This window comes from Ruegeria sp. AK11 (assembly GCF_056541095.1).
On record NZ_JBQFXU010000001.1, the window covers coordinates 307,516 to 333,218 of the forward strand.

22 protein-coding genes and 3 pseudogenes are annotated in these 25,703 nt (G+C 53.1%); 18 read left to right on the forward strand and 7 right to left on the reverse strand.

Annotated elements, in window-relative coordinates; all coding sequences use genetic code 11:
- Positions 1 to 56 precede the first annotated feature (56 nt).
- Positions 57 to 1,442 (forward strand): annotated as a pseudogene (locus ACR0D9_RS01580) (IS1182 family transposase).
- A 421-nt stretch (positions 1,443 to 1,863) separates the two neighbouring features.
- Here the strand turns inward: ACR0D9_RS01580 and ACR0D9_RS01585 are convergent.
- Together ACR0D9_RS01585 and ACR0D9_RS01590 are read right to left on the reverse strand one after the other, a co-directional pair.
- Entirely contained in the window at positions 1,864 to 3,303 is a 1,440-nt protein-coding gene (locus tag ACR0D9_RS01585; RefSeq protein ID WP_480537468.1) for an NCS1 family nucleobase:cation symporter-1, read from the reverse strand.
- A gap of 216 nt (positions 3,304 to 3,519) precedes the next feature.
- Positions 3,520 to 4,977 carry an NCS1 family nucleobase:cation symporter-1 gene (locus ACR0D9_RS01590; protein ID WP_480537469.1) on the reverse strand — a complete coding sequence of 486 codons (1,458 nt, stop codon included), beginning with the start codon at positions 4,975 to 4,977 and terminating at the stop codon, positions 3,520 to 3,522.
- A gap of 110 nt (positions 4,978 to 5,087) precedes the next feature.
- On the opposite strand from ACR0D9_RS01590, the gene ACR0D9_RS01595 reads away from it, so the two are divergent.
- The 3 genes and pseudogenes from ACR0D9_RS01595 to ACR0D9_RS01605 form a co-directional block, all read left to right on the forward strand.
- Positions 5,088 to 5,654, forward strand: coding sequence for a recombinase family protein (locus ACR0D9_RS01595; protein ID WP_480537470.1), 567 nt, complete (start codon positions 5,088 to 5,090; stop codon positions 5,652 to 5,654).
- 192 nt (positions 5,655 to 5,846) lie between these two features.
- Positions 5,847 to 6,263 (forward strand): IS200/IS605 family transposase, encoded by a 417-nt coding sequence (gene tnpA, locus ACR0D9_RS01600; protein ID WP_480537471.1) that lies wholly within the window; start codon positions 5,847 to 5,849, stop codon positions 6,261 to 6,263.
- Positions 6,264 to 6,541: 278 nt separating this feature from the next.
- A pseudogene (locus tag ACR0D9_RS01605) lies at positions 6,542 to 6,676 on the forward strand (IS110 family transposase); the annotation flags it as partial.
- A gap of 399 nt (positions 6,677 to 7,075) precedes the next feature.
- Here ACR0D9_RS01605 and ACR0D9_RS01610 read toward each other — a convergent pair.
- Positions 7,076 to 9,337: a S8/S53 family peptidase gene (locus tag ACR0D9_RS01610; protein ID WP_480537472.1), complete on the reverse strand. Its 2,262-nt coding sequence runs from the start codon at positions 9,335 to 9,337 to the stop codon at positions 7,076 to 7,078.
- Positions 9,334 to 10,566: a phosphatase PAP2 family protein gene (locus ACR0D9_RS01615; protein ID WP_480537473.1), complete on the reverse strand. Its 1,233-nt coding sequence runs from the start codon at positions 10,564 to 10,566 to the stop codon at positions 9,334 to 9,336. The genes ACR0D9_RS01610 and ACR0D9_RS01615 overlap by 4 nt, the downstream gene beginning before the upstream one ends.
- Before the next feature lie 157 nt (positions 10,567 to 10,723).
- On the opposite strand from ACR0D9_RS01615, the gene ACR0D9_RS01620 reads away from it, so the two are divergent.
- The 9 genes and pseudogenes from ACR0D9_RS01620 (at position 10,724) to ACR0D9_RS01660 (ending at position 19,894) form a co-directional block, all read left to right on the forward strand.
- Positions 10,724 to 12,289: an AfsR/SARP family transcriptional regulator gene (locus tag ACR0D9_RS01620; RefSeq protein WP_480537474.1), complete on the forward strand. Its 1,566-nt coding sequence runs from the start codon at positions 10,724 to 10,726 to the stop codon at positions 12,287 to 12,289.
- 40 nt (positions 12,290 to 12,329) lie between these two features.
- Complete coding sequence (locus tag ACR0D9_RS01625; RefSeq protein WP_480537475.1) at positions 12,330 to 13,121, forward strand: extensin family protein; 792 nt, start codon at positions 12,330 to 12,332, stop codon at positions 13,119 to 13,121.
- Complete coding sequence (locus tag ACR0D9_RS01630; protein WP_480537476.1) at positions 13,118 to 14,023, forward strand: hypothetical protein; 906 nt, start codon at positions 13,118 to 13,120, stop codon at positions 14,021 to 14,023. Before ACR0D9_RS01625 ends, ACR0D9_RS01630 begins: the two co-directional genes overlap by 4 nt.
- Position 14,024: 1 nt before the next feature.
- Positions 14,025 to 14,390, forward strand: coding sequence for a hypothetical protein (locus tag ACR0D9_RS01635; protein ID WP_480537477.1), 366 nt, complete (start codon positions 14,025 to 14,027; stop codon positions 14,388 to 14,390).
- A 318-nt stretch (positions 14,391 to 14,708) separates the two neighbouring features.
- Positions 14,709 to 16,934 (forward strand): hypothetical protein, encoded by a 2,226-nt coding sequence (locus ACR0D9_RS01640; RefSeq protein WP_480537478.1) that lies wholly within the window; start codon positions 14,709 to 14,711, stop codon positions 16,932 to 16,934.
- A gap of 281 nt (positions 16,935 to 17,215) precedes the next feature.
- A complete protein-coding gene (locus tag ACR0D9_RS01645; RefSeq protein ID WP_480537479.1) occupies positions 17,216 to 17,815 on the forward strand; it encodes a hypothetical protein in 600 nt (199 codons plus the stop codon).
- Entirely contained in the window at positions 17,812 to 18,255 is a 444-nt protein-coding gene (locus ACR0D9_RS01650) for a hypothetical protein (protein ID WP_480537480.1), read from the forward strand. The genes ACR0D9_RS01645 and ACR0D9_RS01650 overlap by 4 nt, the downstream gene beginning before the upstream one ends.
- Positions 18,256 to 18,625: 370 nt before the next feature.
- Positions 18,626 to 18,826: pseudogene (locus ACR0D9_RS01655) on the forward strand (transposase); the annotation flags it as partial.
- A 702-nt stretch (positions 18,827 to 19,528) separates the two neighbouring features.
- A complete protein-coding gene (locus ACR0D9_RS01660) occupies positions 19,529 to 19,894 on the forward strand; it encodes a VOC family protein (RefSeq protein ID WP_480537481.1) in 366 nt (121 codons plus the stop codon).
- An 88-nt stretch (positions 19,895 to 19,982) separates the two neighbouring features.
- Here the strand turns inward: ACR0D9_RS01660 and ACR0D9_RS01665 are convergent, their stop codons facing one another.
- Together ACR0D9_RS01665 and ACR0D9_RS01670 are read right to left on the reverse strand one after the other, a co-directional pair.
- Positions 19,983 to 20,579, reverse strand: a complete 597-nt coding sequence (locus ACR0D9_RS01665) for an NUDIX domain-containing protein (RefSeq protein ID WP_480537482.1) — start codon at positions 20,577 to 20,579, stop codon at positions 19,983 to 19,985.
- Positions 20,580 to 20,596: 17 nt separating this feature from the next.
- Positions 20,597 to 21,424, reverse strand: a complete 828-nt coding sequence (locus ACR0D9_RS01670) for a GNAT family N-acetyltransferase (RefSeq protein WP_480506361.1) — start codon at positions 21,422 to 21,424, stop codon at positions 20,597 to 20,599.
- A 329-nt stretch (positions 21,425 to 21,753) separates the two neighbouring features.
- On the opposite strand from ACR0D9_RS01670, the gene ACR0D9_RS01675 reads away from it, so the two are divergent.
- Positions 21,754 to 22,653: a LysR substrate-binding domain-containing protein gene (locus ACR0D9_RS01675; RefSeq protein WP_480506362.1), complete on the forward strand. Its 900-nt coding sequence runs from the start codon at positions 21,754 to 21,756 to the stop codon at positions 22,651 to 22,653.
- Positions 22,654 to 22,675: 22 nt separating this feature from the next.
- On the opposite strand, the gene ACR0D9_RS01680 is transcribed toward ACR0D9_RS01675, so the two are convergent.
- A complete protein-coding gene (locus ACR0D9_RS01680; RefSeq protein ID WP_480506363.1) occupies positions 22,676 to 23,128 on the reverse strand; it encodes an Lrp/AsnC family transcriptional regulator in 453 nt (150 codons plus the stop codon).
- 123 nt (positions 23,129 to 23,251) lie between these two features.
- On the opposite strand from ACR0D9_RS01680, the gene ACR0D9_RS01685 reads away from it, so the two are divergent.
- From ACR0D9_RS01685 to ACR0D9_RS01700, 4 genes are all read left to right on the forward strand, one after another.
- Positions 23,252 to 24,091 (forward strand): PhzF family phenazine biosynthesis protein, encoded by an 840-nt coding sequence (locus tag ACR0D9_RS01685; RefSeq protein ID WP_480506364.1) that lies wholly within the window; start codon positions 23,252 to 23,254, stop codon positions 24,089 to 24,091.
- Positions 24,088 to 24,465, forward strand: coding sequence for a nuclear transport factor 2 family protein (locus tag ACR0D9_RS01690; protein ID WP_480506365.1), 378 nt, complete (start codon positions 24,088 to 24,090; stop codon positions 24,463 to 24,465). The genes ACR0D9_RS01685 and ACR0D9_RS01690 overlap by 4 nt, the downstream gene beginning before the upstream one ends.
- Positions 24,466 to 24,572: 107 nt before the next feature.
- Positions 24,573 to 24,971, forward strand: a complete 399-nt coding sequence (locus tag ACR0D9_RS01695; RefSeq protein ID WP_480537483.1) for a RidA family protein — start codon at positions 24,573 to 24,575, stop codon at positions 24,969 to 24,971.
- 12 nt (positions 24,972 to 24,983) lie between these two features.
- Entirely contained in the window at positions 24,984 to 25,580 is a 597-nt protein-coding gene (locus ACR0D9_RS01700; RefSeq protein ID WP_480506367.1) for a LysE family translocator, read from the forward strand.
- Positions 25,581 to 25,703: the final 123 nt, after the last annotated feature.

A 25,703-nucleotide genomic window follows, 5' to 3' on the forward strand; every position in this document is an offset into this window, starting at 1 on the left:
GGCTTGATCGGTTGGTAAGTTGCTGATTCAATTCTTCCTAAAGGGAGGGATCAGCCATGATGGGACCGAGACAGGAAGCGCAAGCGTCGCTGTTTTACGAGTTCTCGCTGGAGGATCATGTCCCGCAAGACCACCTTTTGCGCTCGATTGATCGGTTCGTCGATCTGGGCAGCATTCGCGCGCACCTTACGGATTTCTAAAGCCACACGGGCCGGCCCTCCGTCGATCCCGAACTGCTGATCCGCATGCTGTTGGTTGGCTATTGCTTCGGTATTCGATCCGAGCGACGGCTCTGCGAAGAGGTGCATTTGAACCTGGCATACCGCTGGTTCTGCCGTCTCGACTTGAACGACCGGGTGCCAGACCATTCCACGTTTTCCAAGAACCGGCACGGCCGTTTCCGGGAAAGCGAACTGTTGCGTCGTCTGTTTGAGACAACTGTGGCACGCTGCATTGAGGAAGGTCTCGTCAGCGGCCAGCGCATGGCGATTGATGCCAGCCTGATCGAAGCCGATGCTAACAAACGGAACTCAACACCGAAGGAAGACTGGGACGCGGCAAGCATTGACCCGGCAGATGCGTCCCGCGCGGTCCGCGAGTATCTCGACACGCTGGACGAGGCGGCATTCGGCGCGGCCAGCGAGGTACAGCCCAAGTTCACCTCACATTCTGACCCCGCCAGCCAATGGACTGCAGCCCGCAAAGGCCCTGCATTCTTCAGCTATTCCGACAATTATCTGATTGATACGGATCACGGTGTAATCGTCGATGTCGAAGCCACCAGATCAATCCGACAGGCAGAAGTCGGTTCAACAAAGACGATGTTGAACCGGGTCAAAGACAAGTTCGACCTGCACCCAGAACGGTTAATCGCAGATACCGCTTACGGTTCCGGCCCCATGCTGGACTGGCTGGTGAAGCGCAAGATCGCGCCGCACATTCCCGTTATCGACAAAGCTGGCCGGACAGATGGCACATGGTCCCGTGCAGACTTTGAATGGGATCCCGAGAACAACCAATACATCTGCCCTGAGGGCGAAGCGCTCAAGCAGTTTCGTCGCAACTACTCTGATCCGAACCGTGGCCCGACGGGCAAGGGCGTGGCCAAGTATCAGGCCCTCAAACACACCTGCCTGGCGTGCCAGTCGAAGATGAAGTGCTGCCCAAACGCCGATGCTCGCAAAATCACCCGCGAAGAACATGAAGACGCACGCGATGTGGCACGCGCCATTCGCAAAACGCCCCAATACAAAGTCTCGGCAAAGCTCCGAAAGAAGGTTGAGATGCTGTTTGCCCACCTCAAACGCATTCTCGGGCTGGGACGACTCCGATTACGTGGCCCTTGTGGTGCAACCGACGAATTCCTCCTCGCCGCCACCGCCCAGAACCTCCGAAAACTGGCCAAGATCTTTCCCGCACCGCAGCAAACGAGCAAAGCCTGACAAGAAAGGCACTCGCGCTCAGTTCGGTACGCCTCTCTCTGCGCCAGCAACACGTTGTTTTTCAACAATATGGGCGGGAAATGTGAATTCGCTGCAACCGCGAAAGCATCCATCAGAAAGCTCAAATCGGATGAGGTGGGTGGCTCCTTTCCTAGCAGTCGTTGATAACTGCACTTTGGCACATTCGATGCCGGTGGAGCAGGAGCCACCCACCTCATCCGCTATGGGCCGTCTCCATCCTGGTCAACTCTCTAAAGACCGATGGCGATATTACTAGAACTCCCGCGACGGCATAGATCCTGAGTCGTCAACCATCTCAGGTTGCAAGGCTGGCGAACATATGGCGGTATTCAGTCTATTGTTGCAAACTTTGTGTCTGCAATTTGGTGACGAACGATGATCCACCCGCCACCATGCTTTCTCAAGAGGCGGCGTTCTTCTTGGCCATGGCATTATAGATAATACCGCCGAGAATCGCCCCGATAATCCAGGCATAGCCCGACAGGACGCCAAGTGCCGGGACCCATACGGTGGACACCGAGAACACCGAAGCAACGACAAACGCAATCAACGCTGCGTCATTCCAGCCGTTACCATAATAGTAGGCCCCGCCCTCCATATTGTAGAGGTCATCCACACTCAGCTCTTCCTTGCGGATTTTGTAGTAGTCCACGATCATGATCCCGAAGATCGGCGCCAGCGTTGCACCCAGCGTGTTCACAAACCCGGCGATGCCGATGTTTGAGATAACAGCTGTCCAAAGGCCACCGATCACCAGCGCAAAGACCGAAGTCGCCAGACCCGCCTGTCGAAAGGTGATCTTGCCGGGCGAAAGGTTGGCGATACCGTTCACCGCAGGGATGAAGTTTGCAACCAGGTTGATACCTACGGTCGCAGCGAAAAAAGTGATCGCGGCGATGATGCCCAACAATACACTGTCGGTTTTCTCGACAATCTCGGTCGGATTAATGATCTCTTCGCCAAAGACAACGGCAGCACCGCCGGTTGTCAAAAGGGCCAGCGCCGAGAACAGGATCATATTCAGCGGCAGACCAGCAAGGTTGCCTGTCTTCATGGACGCCTTGTCGCGGGAATAGCGCGAGAAATCCGAAAAGTTGATCATCACCGCCGAGAAGTAGGCGACCATCGTTCCGAAGATTGCGATAAAGCCCTTAACTTCGGATCCGAATGTGCCTTCGGGATTGGCAAAGATCGTTGCAGTCGCGCTCAGCAACTGCCCGTCTGAACGCTGCCACAGAACGATGACAAGACCGATCATCACCGCGTAAACGAACGGCCCGGCAAAGTTCAGGAACTTTTCAACCCAACCCATGCCGCGCCAGAAGATCACGATATGAAACACCCAGACGACGAAGAATGCGAACCAGTCGACGCCGGTCAGTCCCAACAATTCCGCACCACCGCTTGCGCCGGTGATCGAACGGATCAGCAACGATAGCGCGGTCGAGGCAAAATAGACCTGTACCCCATACCAAAAGACGGCCACCGTGGCCCGTAACACCGCTGGTAGTTTTGATCCCGTAGTGCCCATGCTGGCACGTGCGAGCACGGGATAGGGGATGCCGTATTTCTCGCCCGGCGCGCCTGACAGGTTCACCATCCACATGACGAACAACCCGGCAACGATCAGCGCCAGAAATGCTGTCCAGCCGCCAACGCCATATGAGATGAAGAGCGACGCAACCAGCGAATAGCCAAACAGCGACTGAACATCATTGGCCCAGATGTTGAAGATCGCAAACGCGCCCCAGCTTTTCTCGTCGGGCGTGACCGGATTGAGCGTGTCACCGTCCGGATCTGTTGTGCTTGCGTGTTCAGCGCTTGTTGTAGCGTTTACCATAATAGTCCTCCCGTTTTGTTGCGGGGTGAGCCCCCAGAATTGCGGCAATAGCCGCCCGTCGGTTCAAACCCGCGGTTTGAACCGTTGCTACCGCTTGAGTGCGGTTGTTCATTCACCCGTTGACCGGAAAAAGGGACAAACCTGTCCGTTCGGGTGCAAGTGAATGCATCCGTTTCATCCGCCTCAAGATGATGAAAAAGTTAAGGTTTTAGCGTTTTAACGCTTTGCGATTGCCCAGTAGAAGACACCTCCAAATCCTGCGCCGATCACCCATGCAAAGCCCGAAAGCGTGTTCAGCAGGGGGACCCAGACTGTGAGTACCGAAAATGTGGCCGGAAGGATGAACGACACGATCGCCGCCATGTTCCAGCCATTGCTGTAGAAATAAGGTCCATCGCGCGCGGCCGAAAACAACTGATCAACGTCCAGCTTGCCGGATTTGACCAGATAGAAATCCGCGATGATGATGCCGTAAACAGGGGCGAGAATGGCCCCCAATGTGTTCACAAAACCCAAGATGCCGATCTGGCTGATCGTCGAAACCCAAAGTCCCCCGATCACCAGTGCATAGGCCGAGGTTATGATACCAGCGACCCGAAAATTGATACGGCTAGGCATCAGATTGGCCAGATCATAGGCGGGCGGGATGAAATTTGCGACAAGATTGATCCCAATCGTTGCCGCAAAAAAGGTCACCGCCGCCAGGATCGTCAGAGGCAGGGAGTCGATACGTGCAATAATGGCCGTGGGATTGGTGTAGGCCTCGCCCCAAATCGCGACAGTACCAGCGGTGACGATCAAGGCGATCAGCGAAAAGAAGGCGATATTGATCGGTAGCCCCAACAAGTTTCCTTTGCGCATCTCATGCTCGGACCGAACGAACCGCGAGAAATCCCCGAAATTGATCACAACGGCCGAAAAATAGGCAATCATCGTACCCACCACGGCCACAAAAGCCCCCAGCGAACTGCCCTGATAACTGCCGGTGCCGCGAAAGATCGTGCCGACTTCGCGCCACAGATCATTCCCGACCTCGATCCAGATCACGATGGCAAGGGTCACCATCACCACATAGACAAATGGACCGGCAAAGTTGAGAAACCCAACGATGGGCTCGATCCCGTTCCAAAACAGCGCGATCTGAAAGGCCCAGACGGCCAGAAAGGCAACCCACTCGATTGTACTGAGGCCCAGAAAGACCGGTGGGCCATTCGCGCCAATCAGCGCGACCATGGCCAGCGCCAGTGCGGTAGAGGCGAAATAGGTCTGCACCCCAAACCAGAAAATGGCAACAACCGCGCGGATCAAGGCGGGAAAGTTCGCGCCTCGCACGCCCATGCTGGCCCGGGCCATCACCGGAAACGGAATACCGTATCTGACGCTGGGCTTGCCGACCAGATTAACCAGCCCCATGACGATAAATCCGGCCAACACAATGCCTGCGAATACTGCCCAGCCGTTCAGCCCATAGGTCAAGAAAAGCGACGCGGCCAATGTATAGCCAAACAGTGACTGCACATCATTGGCCCAGACGTTGAATAGCTCAAACCAACCCCAGTCGCGTTTGTCGACAGGAACAGGTGCCAGGTCCTCATTGTAAAGGCTGGCATCTCTTGGAACCTCTGGAAAAGAACTCTGCATTGCGTCCCAGTAACCCATCAAGGCGATTGTCATTGCGCAGGTTCAACGCTATGGTCGTGCATAACTGCGTGCAAATAGACGGTCATAATAGCGTGCAAAAGTCAAGAACTACTACGAGCCTTATTCTACGAGACTGATTTGGAATGGTAAAAATCGGATATGCGCGGGTATCATCGAAATGGTACCGAAGTGAAGTTCAGCTAAGTGAACTCAAGCACCAGGGATGTGATCGCATCTGGAGCGAAACTGCGCAGGATGGAAACGATAGGAGTGCAACGCTTGAGGATTTTCTGGCGGATGTATCCACCGGGGATGTGATCGTAGTGTCGCGCCTATCTGCAATCGCTGACTCGATTGCCGAACTGGTCAACCTGCTACGTAAGATTCATGAGAAAGGCGCTGCTTTCCGGTCAATGTCCGAGCCGTGGATCAATACCGAGGACGGCCGGGCCGATACCGTTTTGGAAGTATTGTCTGGTGTCATCGACTACGAACTTGGACTTGCTGATTTGGAAAGCCGGGCCGTTGAAGACCGACCTAAATCTTTCGGAATAAGCAAAGGGCGACCAAAAAAACTAACAGCTACTGAGCGTGAAGAGGCTATTTCGTTGCTGTCTATGGGAAAGACGGCGGCAGAAATTGGCCGGATGCTGGGTGTAAGCAGGTCGACGATTTCTCGGCTCAAAACATTGCGGACAGAAACTGGTTAATTCGATTGTCAACTCCCCATTAGAGTTTACAAAAATGGGGCGATGTGTGGGGCAGTTTAGTATCCACGCTTTGGAGGAAACCCTCCGACTTCCAGTCGGACCAGCTTCAGTGTGAAGAATCGTGTTATGACCTTACCCTCGGGAAAATGAGCCGCAGCCGGTCGGAAGGCTCATTTTCCCGAGGGTAAGGTCATGCAGTATGACACCGGCAAACACTGCGTTTTCTATCACCGCTATCACATCGTCTGGTCGACGAAATATCGCTACAAAGTTCTAACCGGAGGGGTGCGCCTGCGGGTGCGTGACATCATTCGCCAGGTCTGCCGCGAGAACGAGGTCGACATCTTGCGCGGGGTGTTGTCGAGCGACCATGTCCACATGTTCGTGTCGGTGCCGCCGAAGATCGCCATTTCTGATCTGGTGCGCAAGATGAAGGGCCGTTCGTCACACAAGGTGCAACGGGAATTCCCTGCGCTGCGCAGGCGCTATTGGGGGCGCCGGTTCTGGGGCAGGGGTTATTTCTCGACCACTAACGGAGCCATTACCGAGGACATCGTCCTGAAATACCTCGAAAACCATATCGCCGATCCTACCGACGCCAGTCGGTAGTGGTTCAGTTCGATAGTCCGCAGATTTCACGCGTGCGGCGAATGACCGGAAAGCAAGCTGCGACTGCAGCATTTTGAGAGCAGGGCGGAGGTCCGGAATGGGCCGACTTCATCGTCGTAATCTGGGCCCTCCAATGAAATGCTGCGGTTGTTCTGATGACGGCAACGAGCCCATCCTGTGAATTCGATTTTCTCGCTGCAAGCGCAAGCAGTACAGATTTTGCCGCATGCGCATCATCTTGAGCACGGCAATGCAGCATAAGGAGTGGCCATTCGTGCTGGGCGCAGCTCGCACAACGCCGCGGCCGAAAAATTGCGATGGTTGCTCCGGCGCGCCGTATCGAAGTCATTCTCCATCGGATTTGGGTTGATGGGACAGTGTTCCAAGCGGATGCTGCGCCGAAAATAACCTGATACAGTCTTTACTCCACCCGTTGCCTGCTTAATCGCGGGCTTTCGAGATCCCGCAAGGACGTGGTTCCGATGATGCCGTGGTCAGGACAGTCGCTGACTTCAATCAAGCACGCCTATGAGATGGGCACACCGGAATTACATCGAACCAGCATCATGTTGGCAGCCGCCGCGCTGACCACGAACCGAAGCATGTAACCGAAGGATCTCACCCATAGGCCGTGACGGAAAGCAAGGCGGGCACTAATAAGGAAAAGCTACACCGCCTTGGCGGAACGATTATTATGCGCAAAACAGCTTGACTGGGACGGCTCCGTTACCGAAGTACTGAGCCTAGTGCAATTGCCGATGTTGCGCGCAGGCGATCCAAAGACAACTCCGTCTCACTCTGATGTCAAAGCGCTAGGTTCGTTTTACCCTTGTTCTTGGTGTCATTTCCAAACGGCCAGCGCCCACTTTTTCTGGATCGGCGAATTTATTGTATCTGCGTGGTGACAGTTCATTCTTTTCGGCTATTTCAAAAAGTTCATTTCGGAGCTCGAAGTTTCGGTCCTGCTGTGCCTGATCACGCAAGAGGATTTCGGCCATCAACCGGGTTAGTTGCGCTACCGAAAAGCTTGTCCCCTGCATGCTTCGGATCGAACCGTCAGACGACCCTGCAGCCAAACGACCTGTGTGGGCATGTCCGTCATCCGATGGGAATGCGACAAGGGGGGCACCCACTCCGCGCCCGCCTTCATAAACACGACGGCCAATTCCGGTACTTGAATATGGAGCGGGCTTGCCGTCTGATAATCTGTATCCCCCGGCTATGGAAGAACCCGGATGGTATTGGCCGTCCTTATCAAAAGTTGTTCGAAAATTCCCGATTGAATTCATTGTGCCATGTCGCTGAACCTTTGAAGGTGAGGGCTGACTGCTGCTTGTGTATGGCGGTAACTTTCGATCATAGTCCTTACGCTTTCTGGACGGAGGGAAACGGCCTGATCCATTATGGTCAGGATAGTTGTAGGCATCCCGCAGCTGCCCCGTCTCGGGATGAAAACGATGATAGTCCGGGTCATCGAAACGTGCGGTGCGGCTTTGCGTGCTGCCGGGTTGTTCAGATTGGTCGGTCTGAATGTTCGCAGTTACATAAACAGGATTGCGGGACCGGTTCTTAAAGGTCAGCTTCCAAATCCCAGACGGCGCTTCTGGTGTTTCAACACGATGCAGCTTTGTCGGCAATACGCAAACAACATATCGCTTCAACGGCGATTCACCGTCTTCAACCAGTGGTTCGCGGGTTTCGTAGTAGATGCGTGCAATATGAGTACGGCGGTTTCCCGGATCGCCCAGACTGGTCTTGCGCCCCGCAGCCAAACCTCGCAATTCGCTTTGGTTTCCATGAGGGTCGGTCAGTTGTACCGTGACTTCGGGCGGGGCATTCAAATCATCGGATTCAAACCAGAACTCAACATAGTTTGATGATTGATCTTCAGGAGAAATACGCAGCTCAAGAACCCGCTCAGGTTGATGATTTGACGTCGCACTTGGCATCAGGATCGAGGCATTGCCCTGCTCTAGGTTGTCGTTGCCCGCGGGCAGAGACAGGTAGACAGGATGCAGGTTGTTTTTTGCCCGGAATTTATTCAAAGCGATCAGCACGCGGCTGACGTCGTCACTCCCATCACGGGCACCTGCCTGCTTTGCAAAAGACAAATTAATAACCATGGGATACCCGTTGGGCTCATCTTCTGTTGCCCCATCGCCATGCGCCGCAAACCAATAGCTGTCCGCAACATAGGTCATCCACAAAATTCCAAGAATTGTGAAGTAAGACAGGTTGCGGCTGGATAATCCAACCGTCCCTCGGCCAGGTAGGTTGACGACCAAAGGCCGCACACATTCGCGAAATTGGACATCATTCGGATCTTTTCCGTCAGCAAACACACCGGTTGCCGCATCCAGAACATGCGTGCCGTGCGCAACGGCGCGGCTGAGTTCACGGTGGCCCAAAGGATGTTCAAAATCACGCTGGCCGACAGCTTGATTGAAAACATCAGCGTCGATATCTGGCTTCGTCCGGTCTAGTTTGGACTCGTCTAGCGCCTTGTCGATGTCTGGGTTTAATAGGGCCAGACCAAATGGGGGTTGCGTCGTTTCAGTTCCCAATTCATCTGCTAGGTCCTGATCCGCGATCTGTTGCCAGGCCCCCAACAGTCGTGTTCTGCCTTCCAAAAACCGCTGACTGCGATGATGCAACGCAATGGCTCGATCTATGACCCCAACAACAACAGATCCTTTTGGCGGGGCATGATCCGGACTGACGTCCGGCAGCCAATCCTCTCCGTCTTTATAGTTCTTGCCCGCCCAAATCGGAATTTTGGGTCGCAGGCGGGTGGAGCGGGCAAAGTTCCGCACCAAGTCAGCAAAGTCACTTCTGTGAGACCTTCTGTCGACGGCAACTTCATTTCCTTGTTCAGCGACCACACCTCCGTCAATCAAAGCTCTCGCTTTCTCCGCGTATTTTTCCAGAAGGTCGTCGAGGTCAGGTACGGACAAATCCTTGCCAAAGCGCCCCATCGAGAACTCGCTTTCGCCTTGTAAATCATTGAAGAAATCGCTGTACGGGTCTACTTTCTGATATTCCCAGGGCTCCCAGTCGCTCCAAATTCGGGTCATTCCATTTCATCCGCATCTACGGCAGGCCACTCGCTTTGCAGCTCGGTCCAGTAAGTTCTGAGAATCGGCAAGTTCGGCACTTCGATTTCGGTCCTTTCAACGTTCTCAACGTCAATTGATTTCAGCCAGGACGTCTCGAAGTCATCGGTGTCTTTGAATTTTAGATCGATATGGGTTGGCCGTGTTTCCGCATCATCAGTGACGTATTTCGCTTCTTTGTCAGATGTACGGGGAACGTTAAACTTCCAAGGAATTACAGAAGTTTGGTACGGACAGTCCGCAGCCGTTCGAATTGCTGTCGCAAGGGCGTGAATGCCATTACTGACTGACATACCAAGTACCGCCCCGGCCGCAGAATCCACGGGGAAGTGAACGCCTGCCACTGTTCGGTTGACAGCGATGCGATGACCCAGCCTGAACGGCATCGACCATTGTTTAAGACCTGAAAACAAATCTTCACCCGGGTACAGACACTGATTCAGAGCGGTTGCGAGGGCAAAGCTTTCGGCCGCATGCCCACTTGGAAATGTCGAATGATCTGGAGTTTGAATCATCGGCATGACATAGGGTGACAAGTCAATTGGCCGCGGGCACCAGCAGGCATGTTTGACACGCATTTCGATGTCGTAGGTGATTTTTTGAACGACGGTCATGAACTCAAGCGTGAAGCTCTTCTGGCTCGCGTCTAGGCGTCCCAGACCGCCGAAAAAGGATAAAATGTCATAAATTTGTTGATTAATCTCAGCCAGACGATCCAACCTCAGGTCAGCGTAGTTTCGAACAAACACCATTTGTTTGCGCAAGTAGTCCGTGTCCGGTTTACCGTTGAAGGTACAAATCGGTGTTCCAGCCATAGTGATTTGAGCGGTACCGTTTGTGGGCGTTGGAAACTGAACGTTAAACTGCGAAGCCAGTTCGCCGTATAAAAGAGACATGCGTCGATTGGCGTTCAGATAGCGGAGACTGTCATAGTCCCTCGGCGTTGCACGTGGATGCACCCAAGTGTCCTCATCCTCGGGATCCCAATAACCAGTGGTCCCGTCATGAGACATAACCAAACCATAGTTCAACTGAGGTGATGAACCGCCACCGGAATGACCAGCACCGCCGCCTGCGCCACCTCCGGCACCGCCACCTGCACCGCCACCTGCGCCGCCTCCGGCACCGCCACCTGCGCCGCCTCCGGCACCACCACCTGCGCCGCCTCCGGCACCACCACCAGCTTCCATTGTTTGCTCCTGAAAATTGATTTCCTTACACGCTCGCAACCAATTCACGATCAGTCAATCTGAGCAGGCTAGTTTTGGCGGAAATTTAACGTTATAATGCATGAGGTTATTCATCTGATTTTGCATGCCATATTTTTTGGGGAGGAATTAAGCTGGGATGAAACCCGTGCTGCAAGCGCGTCTGTTTGGGCGTTTTCGCATCTCTGCCGTCGACAACCAGGACTTGACACCAAAAAGTTCTAAGGGTCAGGGATTGTTGGCTTTACTGCTGGTCAGCCCTGATCTGGAAAGAGGAAGATTATGGCTGCAAGACAAGCTGTGGAGCGATCGCGGATCAGAACAAGGCGCGCGAAGTCTTCGGCAAGAATTGTCGCAACTTAAAAAATCACTTGGCCCGTATAGCGCAGTCCTAATCGCAGACCGGAAATCAGTTGCCTTGAACAAGGACATGATTGAGGTCGAAGATGGCGCCACTTCGTTGAACGCACAGTTCCTGGAAGGTCTCGACATTCGAGATCCCGAATTCAATTCCTGGCTGGTTTCGCAACGCACCAAACAAGGTTATGAGAATTTACCCGTTGACGCAAAAGGCCAATCCGTTGCGCTGGTGGGGCTTTCAGCACAAAGTGCGGCCTGCAAGGTTTTTGAAGCTCAAATGCTGGAAACCTGCCAAAAATCTCTTTCGGATTTGTGTGATGTGACAACCTTTCGGAAACTTCCAAATGCGCTCGCGTCGTTTACTTTTCTTGTAGGCGTGCAGGTTTTTGAAGTGCCGGGTCATGACCTGAGCGTTCGCTTGACCATAGAAAGGGTGACGGACGCGGCCACGGTTTGGAGCGAAACTCTCAGTGGTATCAAGATGTCCGAGTATTCCGGTCTTGATCTCCCATGCCTGCAATTGATCAATCGTTTGTTCGAACAAAGTTGCCGCGTATTCGTACGGCAGGATGCAATTGCGAGAACACCCAATGCCCTAGCGTCTTTGGCCATAACAAAGACTTTTGCAATTGAAGACGTACAATTGCGCGAAGCGGCGCAGTTGTTCGCTCGCGCTTTTGAAATGGAGCCGCGTGGAAGTTACCTTGCCTGGCAAGCGCAAATTATCATCATTCAAACGGTTGAGCGTTTTGGACATGATCCTCTCGCGCTGCGAGAGGAAGGAGAACGATTGTGTGCCGAAGCTTTGCGCCTCGACCCAACCAATTCGAATGTCCTCGCAGCGGCGTCAAATTTCCGAACGATCGTGGAACGGAATGTTGCAGCGGGATTGGAACTTGCACGACTCGCCGTACGCGCTAATTCGGCAAATCCATTGAGTTGGTGGGCGCTGTCGAATGCCGTTCAATACACCGGCGATGAAAAACAAGCTTATCTTGCAGCGGTCCGTGCGAGCCAACTGGCGGTGGGTACCAAATTAGAGTTCTGGACTGCGTTCCAAAGGTCTCTGGCCGCGATGTTGATGCAGAAACCAGCTGAGGCGCGGCAGTTCGGAGAGCTGTCAAGTGCCTTGTCCCCCGACTTCAAACCGCCTCTTCGATATCTCGGTGCTTTATATGCCGCCAATGACGACACCGAGAATACGCAACGTGTGTTCGGCTGCTTGTCAAAAAAGGAAAGTGACTTTTCGATTGAGCGGTTTGCCCACGATCCGGAATATCCAGTACGCCTGATGCGTACGTCGGGGCTGCTGGATGTGGAAAAGATCAATAAGTTGATCACCTAAAGTAAGTCACATTCGCTTTTAACGGCCCTTTGACGTCACAATGACGTTTGTTTTTCGCGCGCCTCCTAATCTGTTCCCAGACGAATGCTTTCAAGGCTTGCCGCTGTATTCGTCACAAAAACAGTTGCAGGAGAGAAAGATGCCTATTGCGAGATTTTCGGAACTGGGAAATGTGGCGCTTTTGTACGACAGAAATCCCGCTTACAATTACGGAGTTACGGGGACACCGTTTTCTCCTTACATCGATGTGAGTTTCGCCAGACAGTCGGATGCGGCCTTTCACCAACTATTCAAAAGCTTGGAAGACCTCGGTGTTGGAAAAGCAAAAGCCATTCTGTCCGCAGGTGTTGGCCGCAGCGGGGCAGGAACCAGTTACCATCATCAGAACCGCGCATTCGATCTTGACGGTATCGTTTTTTCTGAGGGGCCAAATTGGGTTGCGGATACCTTCCCGGATGCTTCTCCTATCTATTTGGGCATCGAAGCTATTCTGCGCCAGCACTTTGGGACAGTTCTCACATTCGACTACAATGCAGCGCATCGTGATCACATCCATTTCGACAATGGTCGCGATGCTGGTTTCCGCCGGGATGCCAAAAGTCACGTCCTCTTTCTGCAAAACTCGTTCTTCCATTTGTTCGACGAACGCCTCGGAATTGATGGCGTCTACGGACCTGAAACAGCCAGTGTCGAACGCAGAATTCGCAACGAATTGAATTTGGGCGGTTTCAGCAATAGGCAAAACTGGTTGGCGTATCTTGGCGACTGCGTCGACCTCGCCTTTTCCCGAACAAAGGAAATGCGCTCTCTGCAAGGAGTGGCGGCAAAATGAGACTGACTACCACACTAGCCGGGCTTGTTCTGTGTGCTGCATGTACGTCCCCGGATGTGACGGTTGAGCTTGATGCAACCGGCGCACTGCTACAGGACACGCGAACAAAACTAGAGCCAGGCCTGAAACGTCAGGCGGCACTAGAATTCGCCCAAGCCGAAGCTGTCGTAATTGCCGAAGGAAACCCAACGACGCGCCTAGAGGGTTGCGAGGACACCGACGGCTTTCTTCTGGTCCGTGAATGCCGCGTCGTGTCGACGGTCACGCAACCTTTGGTCGGACCGGTAAATGCAACCCAGATCCTTGTGTTGCTCGACGCTTTCGGCACCTATCTGAATGGCGTAAAACTGATTGCAACCAGCGCGGATACGGACCGGGTCACGCAATCCAGCAAGGCATTGCTGGACACGTTGAAAAAGGTCCCGAGCGATGGGCCAGAGGTTCTTCTGCCCCTTTCGAAAGCGTTCGAAGGCAAAGAGGATGCGATTGCTCAGGCAACCGGATTCTTGACAGAACGAGCCCGCATCAACAGTTTGCGTCGCATAGTTGGGCAAGCCGACCGGACCCTCGGCGAGGATTTGGCGATTGCCGCCAGTTATTATCCCAGTGGTGAAAAGCTCGACAATGCGCGGCTGGCATTGCTGGAGGCCGACGCTGAAGCCAAAGAACTGGTCCGGGCAGGTGACGTTGTAGCCTATCGCCAGGCGCGCGCCTTGGTCGAGCAACGCCACAAAACTCTTATAGAGATGCAAACGCAATCACCCGGTTATGCCCTTAGCCTATTGCGCGAAGCGCATGGTGAAATGAAGGCGAAACTGGATGGTCGGGCCAACCTTGAGGAAGTTTTGGTGACCTTGCAGGAAATCGAGCAAATCATTCCTGGATTCAGAGGAGAGCAATGATATGGCATTGAATCCTGAACAAAAAGCGGCGTTGGAAGACTTAGAACAGATAGAAGCCGCGATCGTAGCTACACGGCGCAAACTCGACCGGGAAAGCGATAGAGCATGGGAAGTTGGAAACGCCAACAAAGCGTCTGACCTGTTGGATGAGCGGCGTAGGCTGTTGCCCGAGCTGGCCAGAATACAGGCCGCAAAACGCAGTGTGTTGCGTGGTGCTTCACTCAGTGCCGGAATAGCCAGCTTGAACGGTCTGGCGCGGCGCGCACAGCGCGTAAAACGGCGGCTTGATTCCCTGTCCGATGCACTGGATGCCTTGAGAATTCTGATTGAAATCGGGCGCGTGCTCGGTGGAATTATTCCAGCCTAAACACATATGATAGGACGTATCAGAGTTAATGCACCGGCGACATTTCGTGGTTTGTTTCTACTTCGGAGGTCCAAAGCCTCAAGAGCAACTCAAAAAATTGCGCCGGTGACATACTTCTAAAGAAGTTTAAGAAGCAGCGTTCATCTGGTCGTGTTTTTTCATTTCGGTGATTTCCCCGCAGATGAAGCAGAACCTCTAGCAAAATAGGCCGAAATGACGATCTGTTGACGCCGATTTTGCGTTGGCCTGACGCGCCTCAATTAACCTCTTTCGGGACAGGAATTTTCTGAAGGCCGGGTGCCAGCAAAGGAGGATACCGTGACCAAGGATAAAACAGATACTTCAATAATTGGAAAATGTATTGCCCTCGACGGAGCGATTTGCCGTCAACCCCTACACAAGGATGGTGGCGGAATACTCTGCAAAAAACACCTGTCTAGACTGAAATTGGGCGAAGACATTTCGATCAGCAAACAGGCTGGAACGGCCGCAGCTGCAATTCTGGCTAAATTGAACTCGGAATTGAAAGGTGCCGAGCACCTTGTAAGAAACAATGACGAGTCAAGTGATACCCAGCCCGCCGAAGACAATGGGAAAACAGATGCGGCCTCTCAAGACGGACCCAAAAAAAGCGAAAAGAACTCAGGGGACGCGCAAAGCAACCTTATGCCCTTTGCTGTGTTCTCGGTCATAGTCGCCGTCTATGCCGCGCTGGTCCTGTATTTTCAGGCGCCGCATATCCAATTGCCGCTCGGCATGACGCTGTCGGGATTTAACTCCACTGTCGCAGCGCTGCAGGCTTTGCCGCACGGGCTGACGGTTGTTTTGCTATCTGCGTGCTTAACCATCCTTTTGTGCCTGGCAGTCTCGGTCATCCTGTGCGCGATAGTGCTGATGTTCTTACTGTTCCAATTGCTATTGCTAATACCATTGGAGATTTTGGCTCGCTTGTTGAATTGGGTCGCGATCGGAAAACGGCTTGTCGATATCCTTCGGCTGCGTCGTGGCGAGGTCTCAAAACCCGGTACGATCGAACGGCTATTGCAGCGATGCACTGACGTTGTTCCCGGTTTGGAGGAGCGTCGGAAGCGGATAAGCAGCCGCATTCCATCGGTCTTCGGTTTCCCATTTCGGGCGATTTACCTCGGCAACGGAAATTCCGGTCGCGTTTGGACCTCGCGGTTGGCATTTGCAGCCCTGGTTCTTGTGCTGGGGATTCCTTTGGCAATCTGGAGTGCCCAAGACCGCGAACGCCATGTCCTCAGGCAGATTGCAACCAGCGAAATGTGCCAAGGTGAGAACGCCGCAACGGATTGCCCGGTGATACAGCCACACTCGGTACTGGATTGGGCCGATCGCATTTCCGCCAATGCCCAACAGATACCACAGCCCGCCGCGTTGCCTTGGGAAGACGGAGTGCAAAGCGTCGCTTGGGCATGGACAACTGAAAACCTGCCATATTATGTCAATCAGACGCCATTTTGGATACGCGAACTGCTGCGGCCTGATGTGGTTGTCGGCACCTTTGTCTATTCATCCCGGGACGTCGCACCAGTTGCCAGCCATGTTATGGCTCATGACGAGACACAGCAGAGAACTTCATTCCGGACGGAAGAGCTTATCCATATCGGCGACTACGGCCAATGGATTTTCGTTGCCAAAGCATCTCCCCCGGATCGTCGTATGTTGATCCGGCGATCCGCAATGATGGAGTTCTCGACGAGCCCCGACATCGGAGTTGTGAACCCAAGGCCACCAGGACCTCTGATCAATCAACCCGACACCGACGCGGTCATCGCGCACTTGAGACGGCAGAACACAGACCTTGCGGCGCAAGTGTCCGAGTTGCAGGGGCACCTCGCGAAGATGGGCGCCGAGGCAATGGCCGTTGTCAAAGTCTCGACAATTCAGCGGTTCGAATGGCTTGCGGTTAAACCGATATTGCAAACGATCCTACTAAGCGGCGGCGGAAATTCGCAATGGTTGGATCTTGGCACATTGGTTTCCAACGGCGTGTCATCACGCGTTCCCGGTATTTTTGATGATCTGATCCGGCGTCATGGCCATGAAATTGTCGAACGATGCCGTGCAAATCACACGGCACTCACGCCCATTCCCTTTAAAGAAAATCTGGCAAATTGGTCACGTCAAAGCGCACCTGACGCGTACAAACGCGCGCTCGGGCACCTGAAAGTTCTTCGCAAAGAGTACAGAAATGACTCAATGCAGAGACTGGTCATTTTGCAGGGTGGCGCAAGCTTTACAGGGAAATCCGCATCGAACATGCTTCTATCCGAAGCCCGGGCCAAATGGGTTCAGTCGCAATTGCTTGCCGACCTCTTTGCAGATTACACAGCCAACGCAGCTGATCTGGCAGCGAGAGCGTCTGCTGATTTGGGGCTTCACTTTGTCGCCTTCGGAATGGGTGAGCGCATGACAAGCACTGCAACCTCTGGCAGGGCAGTCGAGATTTTTGCCTGCACCTATGAGGCTAAGCCCAAACCTGATCAGGTAACCGCAAAAGACATTGCGCAAAACAACTGAACAATACCAAAGCGAAAGATCCATATGAATCAAAAGCCCTGAGATCCGGACTATCAATCTGCTAGTCTCCACAAAAGCTTTTAAATCACGGGATTGAAATCATGACAGAGACAGACATTACTTCAAGTGTGGGCTCTCCACTATCAGGAGGCGAAGCGAGTGAGAAATCCAGATATCTTGGCCCGGTTAGAACGCAAACCGCACTGAACAGCATTTGGCGCCGCCTTTCACAGTTTTTCGGGCTGGGCGATCCTTTGCGCGGTCGCAGCTCTCGGCAATACATGCTGGCGTTGGAATCCACATACCTGGCGCTACCCGAAAATGAAGAGGCACCCGAAGACAGGGTGCCAACTGAAAGGCTCCGCTATCAGATCGAGCGTATATTAAGCGACTATATCGGAGCGAACGCGGATTGGCGGTCACCAACTGCCTGGGATGATGCATATCGGTGTGAGCGGCTGATCATAGAATTGATCGATGCATCACGCCTTGATGTTGAGTTGGATCGTCGGATTTTGGAGATGGAGAAACACGACAAAAGCCTGTCGGATTTCTATGGAAGTCGAAAAAAGTCCATTTCCGATGCAGATCCCGATGTGGCGGCTGCTTTGCCAAAAGAAACTCAATTGATCCGAAAAAGAGCGCTTCTTGCGCGCGTCACTCGAGACCTTCAGTGGCACTATAACATGTTGGATCTCAAACGCAGATATGCACACCACGCGCAGCTGCGCGTGTCCACAACGTTTCTCGTTGCGCTTGCAACCTTCGGATTGGTGATCCTCACCGCATTCCAGCTGCAAACCGTTCCCGGCAAAGATCTTGGAACACAAGCCGCAGGGATCGCTCCGAAAGCACAGATCAACGCAGGAGAAGATCAATGAACTGGATTTCGTTCAGTGAACCCTTGCCTTTCGGTTTGATCACCGCCGCCGCATCCGGCTTTTTGGGGGCGTCGTTTTTTATGCTCATACAATTGCAAAGGCGCCTGTCAGAGGGATCACTTGCGGACATTCGCGACATGTGGACATGGCGATTGCTTATCTTGCGCTGTATCGTTGGTGTAGGGGCTGCCTCAATTATATATTTTTTCTTCGAAAGTGGCCTTTTGGAAGGCAGCCTTTGGCCTGAATTGGAAGGGCTTGGTTTCGCAGATGTTGTTCAACCGTCTGAAGACGGGGGCACGACACAATACCGCATTCCCGTTAACAGGGTCGTACCAAACAGCAATTTTGCGCTTCTGGTCGTGTGGAGCTTTGTTGCCGGTTACTCGCAAACTCTTGTTCCGAATTTGCTCTTAAGTACGGAGGGTCGGCAATCCTGAACGGGCGCATACGCGATTGGGTGTTTCACAAACAGTTACGCCTTTCGCGATTCACATCTAGCTGTTAGTCGCTCAACATACGATCCACATATCGACACCGCCCTTGCCACTGCCAGTTACAGGAACGACCAAGACATTGACTTGCGAGACACAAGTCAATGGCATCGCGGTCAAACACTTCCCCTGTGCGTTGCACTGTTATCAGGTTGGAACGAACGTTGCAGAAGGTCGTGCCCCGTAATAATGCAAATTGAGCATCCAGCGAGGTAATTTATAAAAAATGTACTCGTTGCAGTGGCTCTGACACTAGGTCGTGTTGACAAAAGGGATTCACATCAGGCTTTGAGCATGATTCAAGCGCGTGCCTGCGATGGAGACCAGCTTGGCACGAGATTTGATGTCGGACGAGGAGTGGGTTTTTTTTGAACAGTTCATTCTTTCCGTTCGCGCCCCGAATGGACGAAAACCCACCAATTACCACCTTGTTCTTGACGGTGTTTTCTGGATAGCACGTACCGGCGCGCCGTGGCGGGTCCTTCCTGAAGAGTTCGGGAAATGGTCGAGTGTCTACGCTACTCAGGTAGGAGACACCTATCAATGGACGGACAAGATGAGCCTGTTTATGCGGCAGTGGTACATCTGGTCCGAATCCGATTTTTTCCGTGCTGATAAAGCGCAAGCTCGCTACGATGCGAAGTCAGATTGCATGGCGTCGACAATGCCAGAAATCCTCAAAAAAGAGTGAGGGCAAAGTTGGCCTCAGGCAGTGTTCTGCGCGCGATTTCGGTGATCAAGAAACACTGGGATGGTGAGCGTTGGTTGGAGTTTGCAAACCACGCCCAAGGAAAAGGCATATCAAATTCAGGCCTCGATTTGGGAGCCGCGAAGGCGCTCCTGCAAAAGCTGGAACGCCAAAGCGAACCTGACTAACAGCGGTCATGGGTTAGTTCGCAGCTAAAGAACGGTTTCAAAGTAAGCGAAAACGCGGCATGTAAATGACCGGTCTGGCGACACCGGCTGCGATGCAGCGAAGAGTGTACCGCATCTGCGATGCGAATGCTGCAATAGCAACATAGCCAAGCTGCAATGTCGGCAAATCCCGCAGACTGTGAGTTCGTGCACCCTGAAAATTTGCGCCTGCAGCGAACGACCGGTTCGACGGGCCGCACCGCAGCGGCGACATGTGTCGATGAACGTCCGCTTCGGGCCGCTAATCAAGTCTCACGGTGTGTAGTAGTGTGCTCCGAGGGCATGATCGGGTTTGAATTCGACGATGGAAAAAGTATTAGGATTTGGAGGATTTTTCTTTCGGGCAGAAGACCCTGCCACCTTGGCCGTTTGGTATCGTGACAATTTGGGAATTGATCTCGTTCCCAATGATTATGAAACGCCGTGTTGGACGCAAGAAGCAGGCGAGACAGTGTTTGCCCCGTTCGAAAAAGTAACAGAGTATTTCGGGAATCAGGAAAAGGCATTTATGCTGAATTTTCGTGTTAGTGACATCGATGGAATGATCGCACAGCTCGAATCTAAGGGTGTGGAAGTCCGCCGAGATCCAAATTCACCTTATCCGAATGGCAAATTCGCATGGCTCAATGATCCGGAAGGAAATCCTATAGAGCTCTGGGAGCCAGCTTAGCCTCCAGGGCGAGCAATCATAAAACTTCGCAATGCTCGAATTTTCCGTCTTAGGACCTGGGGTTTGGATTAAGAACAGGGGATTCTTCTCAGCTGCCGCCAGTCCTCGTCAGCTTTTCGATCATCAGTTGCTGTAGAAGAATGATGGTCTTTGCATCCCGAATTTCGCCCTCGGTAATCATCTGCATCGCGTCCATTAGTGGAATGTGCATAACTTCAATGTCCTCTCCTTCGTCGAAAGAACCACCCCCTTGCCCCTTTTTATCAGAGCGTGAATACGTACCTTTGAAGAAAGACAGAAACTCCGTGACTGAGCCTGGGCTCATGTAGACGTCAAACAAGTGGATGAGTTTGTCGATCTGATAACCGGTTTCTTCTTCAAGCTCTTTACGCATTCGCTCATCGGCCTGAGCGCCGCCAAGCAACCCAGCGGGGGTTTCGATCAGCCCATCAATCCCTCCATTGAGGAAAACTGGCAATCGGAACTGACGCGTGAGCAATACTTGATCTGTATCCGGGTTGTGCAACAGGCAAGTCGCCCCGTTGCCGCGATCATAGGCTTCTCGTGTTTGGCGCTGCCATTGGCCATTCTGGCGACGAAATTCAAACTCGTATTTGGTTAGAACGCCCCAATCATTTGCCAGAATTTGCTCTGAAACCGGGCGAAAAATCTGGCTTTCGGGCATTTTCCCGCTCCGATTCGTCATAGGTTCATGCTCAATTCAAATTGGCGGACTGTCGGTACAGCTACGACACTTCCAAGAAACGACTGGAACTCTGTTGATGTGACGTCGATGTTGAGTAGGCGAAGCGTGCCGCCAGCCTGACATGTGTGGAGCAATGAGCTGGCGATCCCTTCGCGTCTTCGGTCTTGGCGAACGCAAATTTGGGCAAGGGTATTGTTTGTTGGCAAAATGACCGCATAGGCCGCCAGACCAAGGTTATCGGATATGGCCCAGCATTGTGCTTCATATGCTACGGCGCTGACGGACGCGATGTCGTTTTGCCAGGAGGGTTCCAATTCGATCATTGCGGTGGCGTCGCTCTGAATCTCCCTCCAGGGTACCTTTCGCACCATACCAGGAGCATCGGTACTCGGCAGCGGTGGAACGTCATAACACTGCAGAGTCCGGGCAGCTTTCATTCCCAGAGAAGCGTACAACTCATATGCCTTGCTGTTATCGGCCATTACCTCGGTCTGGAAACTTTCCGTGTCTTGTTGTCGAAGGTGCACAAGGCAATCATCCGCCAATCTTCGTGCCAATCTCAACCGTCGGAACGCAGGAACTGTGCCGCTTGCAACCAGATAGCCGCGGCGACCGCGCAAAGACACCAACCAAATGGCAGCGATTTGCCTTTCAACAATCGCAAGCCGCGAGGCTTGGCGATCATATCCCCTCTGCTTCAACATGAATGCAAATGACTGCCGGGTCAGTTGCATTGGGACTGTGTAGTCCGAAAACGCGCTGTTCATTACCAGGCGCAAATCCTCAAGTGAGACGTGTTCAGCCGATACGATCTTTGCGTCCATAAATTGTCCAATTTAATAGGTTGAAACAACCACTCTAACTTAACAACGCTTTCGCACTACCAGGATGATCGTTGAAAGTAACACCTTTCAGGGAGCGCTGGATAATCCATGCCAATGTCCCTTTTCATGTGGCCTGACCAGTGTTGAAACTCGCCTGGGTGAACAGTTTTGTCCCGGTAGGTTGCATTAACCAGAGTCAAAAAGTTTTGAAAATACGTGAGCAGTCTCATATGGTCCCCACATTCATTGAATTGATGGCTGTCATACGTTTGACCGGTTGAATGGGCTTAAAACAAACAAAACAGAGCCAAAGAGCATAAGGAGATTGAATGGCTTCCCGAGGTGATCTTCCGCCACTGGCTGCAATTCGGGTTTTTGAGGAGGCCGCGAGGAGCAAGAACTTCACGGTTGCCGCAGACAAGCTTGGGATGACCCAGGCTGCTGTCAGCTATCAGATCAAGATCCTTGAGGAGCGGGTTGGCGCACCACTCTTCCATCGAGAGGCACGTGGAGTTTCCCTGACAGATATTGGGGCAGGTTTCGCAGAAAAGGCGACCGACGCGCTCAACGTTCTGAGTGACGCATTTGCCGAGGCCAAAGGCGTTTCTCAGGAAACGCTTGCAATCAGCGTCATTCCAACATTTGCCACCAATTTTCTGGCACAGCACTTGGGGGGATTTCAGGTGGAAAATCCCAATATTGCGGTGCGGGTGGAAGTGAGTGAAACCCTGACAGATTTTGTCTCCAGCGGTTTCGACGTCGCCATTCGCGGTGGCAAAGGCAACTGGCGTGGACTTTCGAGCCATTTACTAATCCAAACCCGTTTTACCCCAATGCTGAGCAAGGATCTGGCTGAAAGCATAGGCGGCGTTCATGATCCCAAGGACCTAATGCGTCTTCACATTCTGTCGCCGTCTGATCCCTGGTGGAACCGTTGGCTTGCAGAGGCGGGATTGGAGAGGCCGGAACTGTCAGACGAAATCCGCCAACATTTCGGCCCGCAGGTATTGGAAGCCAACGCCGCCATGTCAGGTCAGGGTGTCGCAATGCTAACACCTGCGTTTTTCAAGGATGAGCTTGCAAGCGGGCGGTTGACCCAACCTTTCGATCTGACTTGTGAAGATGGATCAGGCTATTGGCTTGTCTACCCCGAGAGCCACCGCAATTCGCAGAAGATACGGCGGTTCAGGAAATGGCTGGAAGCAAAGACCAAGGACTGGCGATCCTAGGTGCCAAAAGCCGTTCCGAGATCTAGGGCTGGTCGAGGGGCGGCAACCTGTGCTCGAAGATTGAAGACTTTATGATCGATGTATTGGTCTCGGCCCGGTCGTGGAAGGGCAGAAGGATATCGTCGAGTTCGCTGATCTCTTTCAAAAGTAGCCGTGCGACATAACAATCGTCGCCAGTGACCCTGTCACATGACATAAAGCGAGGCTGCTCCTCGATCATCTTCTCTACAATGTGAAGCTGCCCACTTCTTGGTTTGATCCTGACAAGAGCCTGGATTGTATAGCCAAAACGTTTCAAATCGATCCGGGCACCAAAGCCCGTGACGTATCCGCTTTCCTGAAGGTGGCGCAGGCGTTCTCCGACGGCAGGGCCGGAGAGATCTACGTTCTTTCCAATGTTTGCGAGGCTGGTACGGCCATAAGAATCGAGAAGCTCTACGATTCGGCAGTCTGTTTGGTCCAGTTCTTTCGACATGAAGGAAGTTTAGAGAATCGGACAATGATGTGAAAGAAGATTTTCAATTTGCCCTTCATCAGTGCTGGGACAGAACCCAGTTCCTTCCGATAGTTTGCCGCAAGCAGAATTAAGGAGACAAACATGGATATCCAACGTATAGCGGCATTTAGCCAAGGATCGGAAGGCGGCAATCCGGCAGGTGTTGTGTTGTTGGAAAGTGAAGCCAGTGCCGAGGAAATGGCCCGGGTCGCAGCTGAGGTCGGGTATTCAGAGACTGCGTTTGCCGTCGCGCAGGATGACGGAGGAAAGAATTGGCGCGTTCGTTATTTCTCCCCTGAATCTGAGGTTCCATTTTGTGGCCATGCGACAATTGCATTGGGCGCCGCGCTCGGGCGACATAGTGGGGCCGGCACCTATTCCCTGACCCTGAATGACGCCACGATCACGGTGGATACGGACACGACACCCGACGGCGTGGTGGCCACCCTGTCATCACCACCGACCAAAAGCCGCGCACTGACAGACGCAGAAACGCGCGATATCCTGGCGCTCTTTGATCTGACGGTGGATGACCTTGATCCACGCCTAGCCCCGGCTCATATCCATGGCGGCGCCGATCATGTCGTGCTGCCACTAAAAAGTCGAACCCGATTGGCTTCAATGACATATGATCTCGATAAGGGACGGCAGGTGATGCGCGATCATGATCTGGTCACAGTGATGCTTGTCTTCATAGAGACCGATCAGACATTCGTTGCGCGCAATGCATTCGCTTCGGGGGGTGTTCTGGAAGACCCGGCAACGGGCGCAGCGGCGGCGGCCTTTGCAGGGTATCTGCGTGATAGCAACTGGCCACATGGGGGTGAATTCACGATCCGCCAGGGTGAAGACATGGGAAGTCCTTCACTAATCAAAGTGTCGTTGGATGACGTCAGAGGAAACTCGGTGCGGGTATCCGGTACTGCGCGAGACATAATATGAGCGACCTTCCCGACGCAATTGCAGCCTACATCGAGGCCTACAACCAGATGGATGTGGCTGGTATGATCGCATGCCTTTCTGATGACGTGGTGTTTCGAAACATCGTCGACGCAGATGTAACGATCGAAACGTCAGGGAAACAGGCCTTTTCCGAGTTGGCCGCTGCAGGTGTGCAAGCGTTCAAAACCCGTCAGCAAACGGTAACAAACATGATTTCGGTCGGGACCGTCACCTTGGTCGAGATCGACTACACGGCAGTGGTTTCGGCCGATCTTCCCAACGGGTGGAAAGCAGGGCAGCAGCTGCGATTCCGAGGCGCATCTGCGTTTCGCGTCGAAGACGGTCGGATCGTCAGTGTTACCGATCAGAGCTGAGCGAGCCAAAAAATCCATTGATGTCATGCACTGACGTTTTGTTGGCGCAGATGTTCGTCTTGCCCCAAGTTTTGGTGACAACACTGTGAACACGCAAAGGAACTCAGATGATCAAACGTTTGGCTCCGGCCTCGCTGCGCGTTGTACCGGAACAGTATCAAGGTATCTATGTGCACGGCACCCAGATCACTGCTCCGCGGTCGTTTTTGTTTTTGTCAGGACAAATCGGGGTCTCTCCGGATGGCAAAACTCATACGGGATTCGAGCAGCAATGCCATCAGGCAATGGACAATGTTGAGGCACTTCTCAAAGACGGCGATCTGGACACGTCCAACATTCTGCGCGTTGTTTACTATGTCACCGACGCGGTTTTCCTGCCCGAGCTTTCCAAATTGCGTCAGGCCCGTTGGAACCGAGGGCACCCGCCGGCGGTGACTACGCTGGTCGTTGCTGCCCTCGCAGCCCCAGATCTTCTCGTTGAAATCGAAGTTACTGCGGCCCGTTGACCTGGATGACACATGCCGGATCAGATTTGGGCTCTTATACTCTTTGCGCTAATTGCCACCGGCTCTCCCGGCGGGGCAACAGCGCTTGCAACAGCGTCTGGCGCGCGGTTTGGCTATCGGCAAAGCCTGCCTTTGATTTTGGGGATCGCCATTGCACTCGCGCTGCTGGTGGCCGTGTCCGGAACCGGTCTTGCGGCCACGCTGCAATCTACGCCTTTTCTGAGTTCTGCTATCAAAGCAATCGGGTCAGCGTACCTTGTTTGGCTGGCACTGAAAATTGGGTTGGCCGGATCACCTTCGGCCACGCGCTTAAGCGAGGCACAACCCATGAGTTTCCTCGTCGGGGCGGCGCTGTTGCTTGTCAATCCAAAGGCTTGGGCGATGGCGGTGGGAGTCGCTTCATCTTTCTCCAACTTGGTCTCAGATCCCTTTTTGCTTGGCAGCATTCTTGCCGCTGTGTTTCTGGCGTGCGCTTGTGTTTCCCTGTCGCTTTGGGTTTTGGCAGGAGGGTTCATCGCAGATTTATTGCGTACTGACCGTCATTGGCACATCTTCAATGGAGCAATGGCGACACTCCTATTGGTTTCGATCCTACAGCTTTGGATTTAAGGGAAATGAGTTCACAGCTTTATCGGGCCGCACTGTCGTAGGTGGGACTAAAGCCTTATCATAGCCTGAAATATCACTGCGTTTTCAAACGTGATCATGAATTGAATAGATGACGAGGTTTGA